12 protein-coding genes and 1 other annotated feature are annotated in these 13011 nt (G+C 45.7%); of the genes, 6 read left to right on the top strand and 6 right to left on the bottom strand.

The genetic code is table 11. The annotated features are described in order from the left end of the window. Window positions 1-301: 301 nt before the first annotated feature. The 4 genes from mtnN (at window position 302) to AC6R00_RS18355 (ending at window position 3482) form a co-directional block, all read left to right on the top strand. A complete protein-coding gene (gene mtnN, locus AC6R00_RS18370) occupies window positions 302-997 on the top strand; it encodes a 5'-methylthioadenosine/S-adenosylhomocysteine nucleosidase (RefSeq protein ID WP_500641487.1) in 696 nt (231 codons plus the stop codon). A gap of 14 nt (window positions 998-1011) precedes the next feature. Further along, window positions 1012-1965, top strand: coding sequence for a cobalamin biosynthesis family protein (locus AC6R00_RS18365; protein WP_500641486.1), 954 nt, complete (start codon window positions 1012-1014; stop codon window positions 1963-1965). Next, on the top strand, window positions 1966-2787 hold the full coding sequence (gene btuF, locus AC6R00_RS18360) for a vitamin B12 ABC transporter substrate-binding protein BtuF (protein ID WP_500641485.1): 822 nt from the start codon (window positions 1966-1968) through the stop codon (window positions 2785-2787). A gap of 74 nt (window positions 2788-2861) precedes the next feature. Continuing rightward, on the top strand, window positions 2862-3482 hold the full coding sequence (locus AC6R00_RS18355; RefSeq protein ID WP_239850900.1) for a TRIC cation channel family protein: 621 nt from the start codon (window positions 2862-2864) through the stop codon (window positions 3480-3482). A gap of 372 nt (window positions 3483-3854) precedes the next feature. Here AC6R00_RS18355 and thrC read toward each other — a convergent pair whose 3' ends face one another. Genes thrC through thrA form a run of 3 tightly spaced genes read right to left on the bottom strand, consistent with a single transcriptional unit; the run spans window position 3855 to window position 8566 of the window. Beyond that, window positions 3855-5138 carry a threonine synthase gene (thrC, locus tag AC6R00_RS18350; RefSeq protein ID WP_486787313.1) on the bottom strand — a complete coding sequence of 428 codons (1284 nt, stop codon included), beginning with the start codon at window positions 5136-5138 and terminating at the stop codon, window positions 3855-3857. Then, window positions 5135-6091 (bottom strand): homoserine kinase, encoded by a 957-nt coding sequence (gene thrB, locus AC6R00_RS18345; protein WP_500642207.1) that lies wholly within the window; start codon window positions 6089-6091, stop codon window positions 5135-5137. The genes thrC and thrB overlap by 4 nt, the downstream gene beginning before the upstream one ends. Window positions 6092-6106: 15 nt before the next feature. Next, on the bottom strand, window positions 6107-8566 hold the full coding sequence (gene thrA / locus AC6R00_RS18340) for a bifunctional aspartate kinase/homoserine dehydrogenase I (protein WP_500641484.1): 2460 nt from the start codon (window positions 8564-8566) through the stop codon (window positions 6107-6109). A 30-nt stretch (window positions 8567-8596) separates the two neighbouring features. Continuing rightward, window positions 8597-8716: a sequence feature (Thr leader region), on the bottom strand. A gap of 284 nt (window positions 8717-9000) precedes the next feature. Between thrA and AC6R00_RS18335 the strand changes: the two genes are divergently transcribed. Further along, window positions 9001-9462, top strand: coding sequence for a hypothetical protein (locus AC6R00_RS18335; protein WP_500641483.1), 462 nt, complete (start codon window positions 9001-9003; stop codon window positions 9460-9462). Here AC6R00_RS18335 and AC6R00_RS18330 read toward each other — a convergent pair. Both AC6R00_RS18330 and AC6R00_RS18325 read right to left on the bottom strand, forming a co-directional pair. Then, window positions 9459-9944, bottom strand: a complete 486-nt coding sequence (locus tag AC6R00_RS18330) for a putative 4-hydroxy-4-methyl-2-oxoglutarate aldolase (protein ID WP_004744732.1) — start codon at window positions 9942-9944, stop codon at window positions 9459-9461. The two genes, AC6R00_RS18335 and AC6R00_RS18330, sit on opposite strands and share 4 nt — an antisense overlap. Before the next feature lie 37 nt (window positions 9945-9981). Beyond that, window positions 9982-10371, bottom strand: a complete 390-nt coding sequence (locus AC6R00_RS18325) for a DUF3293 domain-containing protein (protein ID WP_239850889.1) — start codon at window positions 10369-10371, stop codon at window positions 9982-9984. Window positions 10372-10697: 326 nt separating this feature from the next. Here AC6R00_RS18325 and arcA point away from each other — a divergent pair, with 326 nt between their 5' ends. Further along, window positions 10698-11414, top strand: a complete 717-nt coding sequence (gene arcA, locus AC6R00_RS18320) for a two-component system response regulator ArcA (RefSeq protein WP_038202903.1) — start codon at window positions 10698-10700, stop codon at window positions 11412-11414. 116 nt (window positions 11415-11530) lie between these two features. Here arcA and hldE read toward each other — a convergent pair whose 3' ends face one another. Beyond that, entirely contained in the window at window positions 11531-12961 is a 1431-nt protein-coding gene (hldE, locus tag AC6R00_RS18315; protein WP_500641482.1) for a bifunctional D-glycero-beta-D-manno-heptose-7-phosphate kinase/D-glycero-beta-D-manno-heptose 1-phosphate adenylyltransferase HldE, read from the bottom strand. Between the last annotated feature and the right edge of the window lie 50 nt (window positions 12962-13011).

The following is a 13011-nucleotide window of genomic DNA, read 5'->3' as shown; positions in this document are numbered from 1 at the left end:
CTCTGATTCAGCCGACACGAGGAGCGCGAATTATAGGGGATGTACACAGGTTAAGCAATAGGTATTTGAAAGGAAGCGAGAGTCTAGAATAGAGAGGCGAGAATCGAGAGAGTTTCCTATCAACACTTTCTAAACCAAAGTCTCATCTACCTACCTCCAAGTACGCACCTCTCGAAGGGCGAAGCCCGATCCCGTTTTCCCGAAACGAAGTGTTCCATAGGGCGCAGCCCGTTCCCATCCTTCCCTTTTCTGTTACACTTAGCCTATCCAAACCTACCTATTTGAATTAACAGGATTCCTTATGAAAATCGGCATCATCGGTGCAATGGAGCAAGAAGTCTCTATTCTTAAGCAAGCTATTGAAAACTGCCAAGAAGTCTCTAAAGCAGGTTGTACTTTCTACGCAGGTCAGCTTAATGGTGTAGAGGTAGTACTGCTTCAATCAGGCATAGGTAAAGTTGCTGCTGCAATTGGGACGACTATCCTACTTGACGAGTACCAGCCTGATGTTGTGATTAACACAGGTTCTGCAGGTGGCTTTGACTCTAGCCTAAACCTTGGTGATGTCGTTATTTCAACCGAAGTTCGTCACCACGATGCAGACGTCACAGCATTTGGCTACGAAATGGGGCAAATGGCACAGCAACCAGCGGCTTTCTTGGCTGATGAAAAACTGATGGATGTAGCTGAAAAAGCACTGGCACAAATGGGCGATAAACACGCGGTTCGCGGGCTTATTTGTACTGGCGATACGTTCGTGTGCACCGCAGAGCGTCAAACATTTATTCGCACACACTTCCCTTCAGTTATCGCTGTTGAAATGGAAGCTTCGGCTATCGCTCAAACCTGTCATCAGTTCAAAGTCCCATTTGTTGTTGTGCGTGCAATCTCTGACGTAGCCGACAAAGAAGCAGGCATGAGCTTTGATGAGTTCCTACCGCTAGCCGCTAAGAGTTCCTCTGAGATGGTGATAAAAATGGTTGACCTGCTGAAGTAAGCTGAAGCGATATCATGGAAGATATTTTCAATCAATTTTATTCTAATGGCGCGCTCCTCGTATTATGGGGCGCGTTGTTATTTCATCTAATCCTACCCTTCCCACGTGAGGCGCATCCCGCCATCTTGTGGCATAAGTTTGCTGAGCAGTTAGCGGACAAAGTCAACGTTAATTCCAATTATTCACAAAGCATCATCTCTGGCACTCTAGCTTGGTTGTTAATGCTATTTCCAATGCTCGCTGTCTTGATTGCGCTAAAACCGCTAGTTTGGCAACCAGAGTTGTTCGAATTGGCCTTTTTGCTGCTCGCGATTGATTGGCGTAATACTGACAAATTTACCGCCCAATTTGTCGCAGCAATGGCACGCGAAGATAAAGAGCATGCCAAAATGCTCATCAAACCGATCATCAATCGCTCGACCGCGCCTTTATCAATATTAGGGCTAGGTAAAGCGGGGGCAGAAACTCTGATCATGTCTTACGGCCGAAATGTCGTCGGCGTGCTTTTCTGGTATGCCATTGGCGGAGGTATCGGAGCTTTCATGTATCGCATGAGTGTAGAGTTGGCTCGGGCATGGTCACCAAGCAGACAACGCTTTTCACCATTTGGTATTCCCGCTATTCGTGCGGTGGCAGTGTTAGACTTTATCCCACTGAGGCTGTTTGCCATCATGATCACCCTAGGTCATAGAGCACAAGCAACCGCTCAACTACTTCGACAACAAGCCAAATCATGGCCTCTTCCCGGACCCGCGTGGTTGTTGGTTTCCGTAGGCGCTAAGCTTGAACTCTCACTCGGTGGCCCGGCGATTTATGATGGTCACAAAGCGGTACGCGCTAAACTTGGTGGTCGCATAGCACCATCAGCCATTCATATTGCTCAGGTACAAAAAACTCTTGCGTGGCGAATGTTCGCTTGGATTGTCATCCAAAGTATTATTACGGGCTTAATCTATCAAGGAATCTAAATGCGCATCACTATATTGCTCCTGACGGCTTTTGTTTCTCACTTTGCTGTTTCGGTTCCTGCCGAGCGCGTTATCAGCTTAGCTCCACATGCTACTGAACTTGCGTTTGCCGCAGGGCTTGGTGACAAACTCGTCGCCGTCAGTGAACGAAGTGATTACCCAGAACAAGCGCAAAAAATAGAAAAAGTCGCTAACTATCAAGGGATAAAGATCGAACGTATTATCGCCCTTCAGCCTGACCTGATTATCGCGTGGCTTTCAGGTAATCCGAATGGGGAACTCGACAAGCTTAAGCAATTTGGCCTCAATATTTACTACTCTCAAACCCATTCACTTGAAGATATTGCCGCTAACATTGAACAGCTAAGCGAATACGCTGAAGATCCGAATATCGGTAAAAACAACGCGCAAGGCTTTAGAAATCAATTAGTAGAACTAAAAAGCCGCTACAATACTGAGTCCAAAGTTCGTTACTTCTATCAACTGAGTGAACAACCTATTATCACTTTGGCGCAAGGAAAGTGGCCAAGCGAAGTCTTTTCATTCTGTGGTGGTGAAAATATCTTTGAGCGCAGCGCAGCGCCTTACCCGCAAGTGGGTAAAGAACAAGTCATCTTGCAAAATCCAGAAGTGATGTTTACCTCTCAGCATGCTATCGCCAATGGCAATATTTGGGCGCAGTGGAGTGAGCAGCTTTCTGCAGTCAAGAACAACTACATTTGGTCATTAAATTCAGACTGGATAAATCGCCCAACGCCAAGAACGCTCAAGGCTATCGAGCAAGTTTGTGAGCATTTCGAAACAGTTAGGCGAAATCGCTAACGGTTAAACGATGAGATCTCGTACAATCCCTGTTCGTTTTCGGTTCCCTTTTTTAAGTAAGAGATTTTAGTGTCATGGATTCCATGCTGCTTTATGTCGTCGACTTGTTCGGTACGGCTATTTTTGCAATTTCAGGTGTTCTATTAGCGGGTCGATTAAAAATGGACCCTTTTGGTGTAGCCGTACTAGGTAGTGTCACCGCGATTGGCGGAGGCACGATACGTGATATGGCTTTAGGCGCGACACCGGTATTTTGGATCACCGATACCAATTATTTATGGACTATCCTAATTACTTGCTTACTTACCATGCTCATCGTCAGAAGACCTAAGCGTCTCGCATGGTGGATTTTGCCTGTCTGTGACGCAATTGGTCTCGCGGTATTTGTCGGCATTGGTGTTGAAAAGACCATGGCTTATCAAGACTCTGCCCTTGTAGCGATCATTATGGGTGTAATAACAGGCTGCGGTGGCGGTATTATCCGTGATGTACTCGCCCGAGAAGTACCTATGGTTCTTAGGAGTGAAGTGTACGCAACTGCTTGTATCATTGGTGGTGCATTCCACACTACCGCTTTAGCCATGGGTCACAGTAGCGACAGCGCATTTCTCGCAGGTGTAGCCTCGACTCTGCTCATTAGACTTGGCGCCATTCGCTGGCACTTGTCACTGCCGACGTTTGCTTTGAATCGATAGCGAGAAGCGAGAAGCGAGAAGCGAGAAGCGAGAAGCGAGAAGCGAGAAGCGAGAAGCGAGAAGCGAGAAGCGAGAAGCGAGAAGCGAGAAGCGAGAAGCGAGAAGCGAGAAGCGAGAAGCGAGAAGCGAGAAGCGAGAAGCGAGAAGCGAGAAGCGAGAAGCGAGAAGCGAGAAAAGTTTAAAGGGTTGGCACTAAGTGTCAATCCTTTTTATTTAGGAACGCTTCGCTATGGACTCGGGATGTGGGAACGAAAAGCTCTCGAAGGACGAAGTCCGTTCCCGATTCTCGCGGGCGCAGCCCGATCTCAAAGCAAAGCGTTCAAAAAAAGAAAGGTCGCCTAAGCGACCTTTCTAATCTTCCATTCTTTAAGATTATTTCTGCACTCGACGCAGTACTTGTTTTAGCAAGTCAAAGTCGTTAGCTAGGTCTTCAGATAGAAGCTCCATTGCTGCGTGCTTAGCGAGTGGTCCTGGTAGTTCGATATCTGAACCGAGAATATCATCGACCACTTCTTTGAATTTAGCTGGGTGAGCGGTACATAGGAACAGACCCGTCTCGCCTTCTTGAAGTTGCTCATCTAAAACGCGGTAAGCGATCGCACCGTGCGGCTCACACAGGTAGCCTTGTTCATGCAGTTCTTTGACAGATTCAGCACTCTGCGCATCAGTGACCGCACCTTTACCAAGCGTCTCTAAGCCCCACTCTTTTACGCGGCATAGCTCTTCGATACGTGGCCAGTTGTTTGGTTGACTAACATCCATAGCATTCGAAGTTGTCGCCACTGTTGGCTTAGGATCCCACTTACCTGTTTCTAGGTAGCGCGGCACAGTATCATTAGCGTTAGTCGCTGCAATGAAACGTTTGATTGGCAAACCTAGTGCTTTAGCCAATAGACCTGCAGTCAAGTTACCGAAGTTGCCACTTGGTACAGAAACAACAAGATTCTCACGCTGCTCTTTGCTTAGCTGTGAAGCCGCTTCAAAGTAGTAACAGATTTGCGCCATTAGACGTGAGATGTTGATCGAGTTCGCTGAGTTAAGGCCAATCTCTTCACGCAGTGCCGCATCATCAAATGCTTGCTTAACCAAAGCCTGACAAGCGTCAAAGTCGCCATCAATGGCTACTGTGTGAATGTTCTTACCAAGCGTACAGAACAGCTTTTCTTGTAGCGGACTGATCTTACCTTTTGGATATAGGATAACGACATTGATGTCTTCCATTCCATAGAAGGCATGAGCAACTGCTGCACCCGTATCACCCGAAGTTGCGGTTAGGATGGTGATTTTACCGCCATCAGAAACAGCCGCGAGTGACTGCGCCATAAAACGACCACCAAAGTCTTTAAACGCTAATGTCGGACCATGGAATAACTCTAGCGCGTATACGCCCTCTTTAACTTTGTTAATTGGAGCTGGGAATTGGAAAGCAGCATCCACTAGCGAGTTCACTTTCTCTTCCGCAAGCTCATCACCAATTAACGCAGAAAGAATCTTTGTACTACGTGAAACAAAATCTTCTGCTAACAGGGCATCGATATCATCGAATTTAGGCAACTCTTGTGGAAAAAAAAGGCCTTGGTTACGACCTAACCCTTGGCGAACGGCTTGGCCAAAGGATACTTGTTCATCATTTTCTTTTATGTTGTACAGCTTCATAGCTCACTTCCTGTTACGTTCGAACCTTGTTTGTTGAGGCGACAAACATGGACGAATCCTTCTTCATTTTGTACGTAGTTCTGTTCAAGCCAGCGAGCAACTCGCTCAGCGACATCTTTATCTTTACAAATACTAAATAGTGTTGGGCCACTACCAGAAATACCAGTAGCTAAAGCCCCGGCTGTAGCTGCATATTTACGTGCATCAGAAAAGCCTGGTAGCAGTTTCTCACGATACGGTTCAGCGATCACGTCTTTGATCATCTTCGCTGCCAATTCAGGTTGATTTGAATGACACGCATGGATAAAGCCAGCAAGATGACGACCGTGAGCAATGATGTCTTGACGGCGATATTGAGAGGGTAAGATCTCACGCGCTTCAGCGGTTGAAACCTTGATCCCTGGGTAAGCCATTACCCAGTACCAATCATCAAAGCATGGCACTTCTTGGCTAATTATCCCAAGCTCTTCTAGCATAAGCTGAACGCCACCTAAGTAACATGGCGCAACGTTATCATAGTGGATTCCACCAGAAATTTGGCCTTCCATTTCACCCATGAGTGCGAGCAGTTCAGTCTCATTTAACGGCTCACCATGAAAACGGTTTAACGCATCAAGCGCGGCAACAATCGAACATGCACTAGAGCCTAATCCAGAGCCGATTGGCATGTTCTTTTCTAACGTCATTTCCAACGCCAGCAGCGCTTCACCTTTTTTGTCTAGCTCTCTGGCAAATACTCGCCAGCAGTCATAAACAATATTTTCTTTTGGATCAGCAGGCAGCTTAGAAACAAAGTTACCTGCTGTTTTCAAACTAAATGGCTCGCTACCTGATTTAACTAAAACTCGATCACCTAGCAGAGTGCCATCAATAGGGGACACGGCCGCCCCCAACACATCGAAACCGACACTAACATTACCAATTGATGCTGGAGCGTAAACTGCTACATCCATACCACGGCTCATATCCTAAACTCCTAGCTTCCAACCTAATGTACGCATCACATCTGAGAAAACGCCGGCCGCTGTTACTTCAGTACCCGCACCATAACCGCGTAATACAAGCGGAATTGGTTGGTAGTAGCGGCTGTAGAATGCCAGTGCGTTCTCACCATCTTTAATCTTAAACATTGGATCGTTTTCATCTACAGCGGCGATGCTTACGCGGCATTGGCCATCTGCAATTTCACCCACATAACGCAGTACTTTGCCCTCTTCAGCGGCTTGAGCGGATTGCTGTTTAAAGTAAGCGTCCGCTTCTGGAAGGCGAGCCATAAACTCTTCTACGCTGCCTGAATCATCAAAACCAGGTGGCAGTGCTTGATCGACGATCACATCTTCAAGTTCAAGGTTCATCCCCGCTTCACGCGCAAGAATAAGTAGCTTACGCGCGACATCCATACCTGAAAGGTCATCACGTGGGTCAGGCTCTGTAAAGCCATTGTCTTTGGCAATGTTGGTGGCTTGGCTAAGCGTCATACCTTCATCAAGCTTACCGAAGATATAAGAGAGTGAACCAGATAAAATGCCGCTAAAACGTTCAAGTTCATCACCCGCAGAAATAAGGTTCTGTAGGTTTTCGATAACTGGCAGACCCGCACCGACCGTTGTTTCGTACATTAGTTTACGGCGTGAACTACGAGCAACATCGCGAAGCTGATGGTAGTAAGCCATGCTTGACGTATTAGCTTTCTTGTTTGGTGTGACAACGTGGAAGCCAGCAGCCAAGAAATCGGCATATTGATTGGCGATAGATTCACTCGAAGTACAATCCACCAGCACAGGGTTGATAATGTGGTTACGCTGAACAAGAGAGATCAGACGAGCCAAAGTAAACTCTTCAGAAGCATCTTTCATACGATCGCGCCAATGATCGAGTGGAAGGCCTTCACTATCTAGCAATAGCCCTTTGCTGTTTGCTAGGCCACATACTCGAAGGACAATACCTTTTTCTGCCAATTTAGCTTGCTGGCGCTGAATCTGATCCACCAGCTCACCACCGACACCACCGACACCAACCACAAACACATCGAGGAAGTGTTTCGAGTTAAATAGATTCTCATGACACGCTTTGATCGCTTCAGAGATCTTATCTTCCGGAATCACCGCTGAAATAGCGCGCTCCGAAGAACCTTGTGCGATAGCGACAATGTTGACGTTCACTTCAGCTAACGAAGAGAAGAATTGTGAAGCCACACCGCGAGATGTGCGCATACCGTCACCCACTAGCGTTACGATAGCCACGTCACTGATAAATTCGACAGGTTCTAGTAAACCGTCTTTAAGCTCAAGCTCGAAAGTCTCACTCAGTGCTTGCTCAGCAATTTCTTTGTCTTGCGCTTCAATACAGAAACTGATGCTGTATTCAGAAGAAGACTGAGTAATCAGCACGATAGAGACACCTGCCGAAGACATTGCACCGAACACTCGGCTCGCCATGCCAACCATGCCTTTCATACCCGGGCCAGACACGTTAACCATTGTTAAGTCGCTAAGCGTCGTGATGCCTTTAATTGCTAGATTATCTTCACCTGTATCTTGACCGATTAAAGTACCCGCTCCTTGTGGGTTAAAGCTGTTTTTAATCAAACAAGGAATGTGGAACTGAGCGATAGGAGCAATGGTTTTAGGGTGCAGAACGGAAGCACCAAAGTAAGAGAGTTCCATTGCTTCTTGGTAACTGAGCGATTTAAGTAGACGCGCATCATCGACTAGGCGAGGGTCACAGTTGTAGACACCATCTACGTCGGTCCAAATCTCACAGCAATCGACGCGCAGACACGCAGCCAATACTGCCGCTGAGTAATCTGAGCCATTTCGACCTAGCGTGACCAACTCTCCATCTTCATTGCCCGCAGTAAACCCAGGCATGATGTTGACGTGTCCTTGAGGAAGAGGGTTTTGGCGGAAGTTCTGAGTTGAAACTTCAACATCAACCATAGCTTCTAAGTGTTCGCCACGAGCAAATAAGTACTGAACAGGGTCTATCAGACTTGCCGCTTGACCTTTCGCTTCTAAAACAGCTTTCATTAGCTGGATTGAAACGCGCTCACCTTTGCTGATAATGCGAGCATTAACGTTGTCTGGGCACATACCTAAAAGGTTGATGCCATGAACGAATTGGCGTAGCTGGGTGAGAGAAGTTTTAACTTGGTTGTCGTAACCACTACCATCAATATTTGGCAGCACTTGTTTGATATCTTGGAAAAGGTCGCGGAAAGAATCTTCTAGCTCGGCAATTTGTAGCTCAGCCTCACCATTTTTCAACGCACCTTCAATCACAGAAACTAACTTGTTGGTGGTTTTACCCGGTGCTGAAAGCACAACCGCCACTTCTTCTTGCTGGGCATTATTAGCAATGATATCTGCCGCTCTTAAAAAACGATCAGCATCTGCTAATGATGAACCTCCAAACTTTAAAACTCGCATCCCTTCCTCCAAATAGGTCATAAATTGGCATAAAAAAAGGCCTGTATCTGGTGGGATACAGGCCTTTTTTTAAAATTTCTTTCGCTTAGCAGCCTGCCCCAACAATAGCGATGTCGGTAATAATAATGGTTGTGGTCATTACTAGGCTTTGGTGCTGCATATTCTTAATTATCTATACGATGTGTGTTTGCTTACCTATACGTTTACCTTATTTTTCCCGCTCTCGTCAACGAAAAGTTACTATTTTTTGTTCACACTCAGGCTCACTCGCATTCACAACCTCTCATCATGTTAATCATTAATTCCAACAACCAATGAAACCATTAGCACATATCATAATAACTAATTGCTATATAAAACTTGCTACTAGTTCGCTCGTTTTATGCTTTAATTAGTTTTGCAGTGGAAAGCAGACAATAGCAAAGGAGTGGCATATGAAAATAATATTAAGCCTATCAGCGCTACTATGCGCCTGCCCGTTGTTTGCAACCGAACTGCCTCCCTTACCTTCTCAGCAATCCACTTCGCCACATAAGATCTTTTTATCAACTGAAAACGATCAGTATGATTTTGATTCTTGGAAAATTGATGGTGGCTACTCTTACAACCTGTTCGACAAAGTCGACCTTTATGTCGGGGCGCGACTTAACAACAGCGATAAGATTAACGAGACTGGTTTTTTAAGTGGTGTGAGCTATCAATTGACACCAAGAGTCTCAGTACAAAGTACCTTACATTCCTACAGTGATGAGACCTTATCAGAAGGAAGAGAATCCAGTATTGCGGCAGAAGTATCAAGCCGTATGAAGTTAACAGATAACTTGGATGTGCATGCCACTCTCGACTATCAAGAGTGGCAAAAAGGAGTTGAAGTAGGACTGGGCTTTAGATTCTAACTCCAATCTAGCAGTTCAGTTGACATCAAAACGCCATTCCAATCCGCATAGATATAATCACCCGGCTGAATCATTTGATTGTGTATTGTCAGTGTGACATTCACTTCGCCAGCTCCACGTTTCTCTGTCTTAAATGGGCAAGTCCCCAAGGCTTTAATACCCAGCTCCATTTCGGCCATCATGCCGACATCTCGAACTGCACCATTGACGATCACACCTTCCCAGTTGTTATCGATAGCCAAGATAGCCAGTTGATCGCCTAGCAACGCTTTCTGACAAGATCCATGCCCATCAACAACAAGTACTTTTCCAGTACCATCTTGGCTCAGCATTTCTCTTACTTTTGAGTTATCGTGATAGCAGCGCACCGTGACAATCTCGCCATAAAAGGCAAACTTCTGACCAAAGCTGTGCAGAGGTAACTCTAGCAAAGTAACTTTATCTTCATGCTTATCACAAATATCAGGGGTTATATCTTTCATTTTTCCTCCATGAACTTCCAAAATTAAAAATCGAATCCTATCGACAGCGGCTGCGCCAATTGCCTAGCGCAACCTTGCTTTGTTCTTCTGAGCAGGAGAGAAGGATCAGTCTTTCTCCTTCGACATAATAGATGGCGTTTTGTTGGTATTTTCGCCCTAACTCTAACGCCTCATGTTGGCTAATTTGAACCGCAAAACTCTCTTCTACCCAAGAAAAATCTTCATTGCCCACTTGAACACTACACCAACAAGTATGGCTCACTTCTTGAGCTAAGTGTTGATTATTTCTGTCATTATCACTTTTTGACAGCCAAACACTTTTCGGGTTCCAAGCTGTAATAATAGCAAACTGGCTGCACATTATCTGTCGCTCAAATCGAAAGTAAGGATCGCAGTAGGCTTGCCAGAGGTCAGAATCAATTGCCATAAAACCACAACTTATACATTTAATAGATACTATTAATATTTGTTACATTCTAACTCTTGATATAAATCAACAAAGTGATTGGAATTAACATTTCTACGTTGTTAGCATGCTGTTAACATTATAGAATCCGCCTCAAAGACTAATAGAATGCAGAGGAAAAGGGACCTCTTAAGCGTAGAAAGGCAACACCAAGGATGGCGGGCGATCAAAGAGAGTGTATTTTTACAGTCTTTGGTTTATTATCAACATCACATTACCTGTATGTTATGTTTTTGCCTAGAATTTATTCTATTAGCACAAATTTTTCACAAGTTTAGGTACCGCCAATGCAAACCCCGCACATTCTTATTGTTGAAGATGAGCAAGTAACTCGTAACACTCTAAAGAGTATTTTTGAAGCAGAGGGATACGCTGTTTTTGAGGCCAGTGACGGTGAAGAGATGCACCAGGTGCTGTCTGATAACCAAGTGAACTTGGTCATTATGGACATCAACCTACCAGGCAAGAATGGTCTACTGCTCGCTCGCGAACTGCGTGAGCAAGCTAACGTTGCACTGATGTTCTTAACAGGCCGTGACAATGAAGTTGATAAGATTCTTGGTCTAGAAATTGGTGCTGACGATTACATCACTAAACCGTTTAACCCACGTGAACTGACTATCCGTGCTCGCAACCTACTGAATCGCTCGATGAATTCAAGCGCAGTTAGCGAAGAGAAGCGCAGCGTAGAGAAATATGAGTTCAATGGTTGGGTACTTGATATCAACAGTCGCTCACTGGTTAGCCCAAGCGGCGATGGCTACAAGCTACCACGTTCTGAGTTCCGTGCTCTACTTCACTTCTGTGAAAACCCTGGCAAGATTCAGACACGTGCAGACCTGTTGAAGAAAATGACAGGTCGCGAACTTAAGCCACACGACCGTACTGTTGACGTAACGATTCGTCGTATTCGTAAGCACTTTGAATCAGTTTCTGGTACACCAGAAATCATTGCAACGATTCACGGTGAAGGCTACCGCTTTTGTGGTGATCTAGAAGAGTAATCAACTCTTTATCAAAAAATGGAGCCAATCGGCTCCATTTTTGTATGTATTAGATATAAAAATGCTCGCTATTTAGCGAGCATTTTTTCATCCGTTCTTAGGGTCGTTGACCTAGGTTAGCCGCGGCCACCTTTAATCGCATCAATGATCTCAGTCGTTGAACAGCCGTCTTCAAAGTTAAGTACTTCAACTTTACCGCCATTAGCGATCACTTCTTTACCACCAGCAATCTCTTCAGGTTTGTAGTCTCCGCCTTTTACTAGCAAGTCAGGTAAAACTTCAGAGATCAAGCGCTGTGGCGTATCTTCACCGAAAGGTACCACCCAATCAACCGCACCAAGACCTGCTAATACCGCCATACGACGATCAGTAGGGTTCACAGGGCGACCTGGGCCTTTAAGGCGTTTCACTGATTCGTCTGTATTAACAGCAACAATCAAGCGATCGCCTAGCTCAGCAGCGTGGTTTAGGTAAGAAACATGGCCTGCGTGAAGAATATCAAAACAGCCATTAGTCATGACAACCTTCTCGCCTTTTGACTGTGCTTTCTTAACCGCTTCAATCAGCGCCTGCTCTGCAATCACACCAAAGTCAGTATCTTGGCTACCATGTACCGCTTCAGCAAGCTCAATGGTTGAAACTGTCGATGTACCTAGTTTACCAACAACGACACCCGCGGCTGCATTCGCAAGTGCACAAGCTTCATCGAGAGGCTTGCCTGCTGCGACAGAGGCTGCCAGTACAGAAATAACCGTATCACCCGCACCCGTGACGTCATAGACTTCTTTCGCTTGAGTAGGAAGGTGGAAAGGTTCTTGCCCACGGCGTAGGAGTGTCATGCCATGTTCACTTCGAGTCACCAGTAGTGCTTCGAAGTCAAATTCTTCAATCAATGCCAAGCCTTTCTCGACTAGCTCTTCATCCGTTTTTACCTTACCAACCACATGCTCAAATTCTGCCATGTTTGGGGTCAGTAACGTCGCACCACGGTAACGTTCAAAGTCCGCACCTTTAGGGTCGATGAATACCGGTACTTTAGCGGCGCGTGCTTTTTGGATGAACTGCTGAACATGCTCTAGTGCACCTTTAGCGTAATCAGACAACACCACTGACTTCACTTTTGGTAACGCTTGTTCCATGCGATCTAGAATCAGCTCAGCATCAACGTTTTCAAATTTGTCTTCAAAGTCCAAACGAATCAGTTGCTGACCGCGGCTTAATACACGCAGCTTAGTAATTGTTGGGTAGTTTGGCAGTCCAACAAAGTCACACTTCACTTTTAGAGCAGAAAGCGTCTCGTTAAGCACTTTGGCGGGTTCATCAATCCCTGTTAAACCAACAATATGAGCATGACCACCAAGAGAGGCGATATTCATCGCAACGTTGGCAGCACCACCAGGACGCTCTTCATTGTTTTCTACTTTTACTACAGGTACTGGTGCTTCTGGTGAAATACGCCCCGTCGGCCCATACCAATAGCGATCTAACATAACATCGCCAATAATAAGCACGCCAGAATCACTGTAGTTCGGTAGGATTGGCTTCATTGTGGTTCTCCAAATTCTAATTCGGGCAAGAGTTTAACATAAAGGCTCGA

This window comes from Vibrio sp. R10-SF1-ISO8, from assembly GCF_059833805.1.
This window is presented reverse-complemented; position numbering and strand designations above follow the sequence as displayed.

Bases quoted from the DNA above. Each gene is read 5' to 3' on its own strand.
- mtnN (WP_500641487.1), top strand. From the start codon at position 302: ATGAAAATCGGCATCATCGGTGCAATGGAGCAAGAAGTCTCTATTCTT.
- AC6R00_RS18365 (WP_500641486.1), top strand. From the start codon at position 1,012: ATGGAAGATATTTTCAATCAATTTTATTCTAATGGCGCGCTCCTCGTA.
- btuF (WP_500641485.1), top strand. From the start codon at position 1,966: ATGCGCATCACTATATTGCTCCTGACGGCTTTTGTTTCTCACTTTGCT.
- AC6R00_RS18355 (WP_239850900.1), top strand. From the start codon at position 2,862: ATGGATTCCATGCTGCTTTATGTCGTCGACTTGTTCGGTACGGCTATT.
- thrC (WP_486787313.1), bottom strand. From the start codon at position 5,138: ATGAAGCTGTACAACATAAAAGAAAATGATGAACAAGTATCCTTTGGC.
- thrB (WP_500642207.1), bottom strand. From the start codon at position 6,091: ATGGATGTAGCAGTTTACGCTCCAGCATCAATTGGTAATGTTAGTGTC.
- thrA (WP_500641484.1), bottom strand. From the start codon at position 8,566: ATGCGAGTTTTAAAGTTTGGAGGTTCATCATTAGCAGATGCTGATCGT.
- AC6R00_RS18335 (WP_500641483.1), top strand. From the start codon at position 9,001: ATGAAAATAATATTAAGCCTATCAGCGCTACTATGCGCCTGCCCGTTG.
- AC6R00_RS18330 (WP_004744732.1), bottom strand. From the start codon at position 9,944: ATGAAAGATATAACCCCTGATATTTGTGATAAGCATGAAGATAAAGTT.
- AC6R00_RS18325 (WP_239850889.1), bottom strand. From the start codon at position 10,371: ATGGCAATTGATTCTGACCTCTGGCAAGCCTACTGCGATCCTTACTTT.
- arcA (WP_038202903.1), top strand. From the start codon at position 10,698: ATGCAAACCCCGCACATTCTTATTGTTGAAGATGAGCAAGTAACTCGT.
- hldE (WP_500641482.1), bottom strand. From the start codon at position 12,961: ATGAAGCCAATCCTACCGAACTACAGTGATTCTGGCGTGCTTATTATT.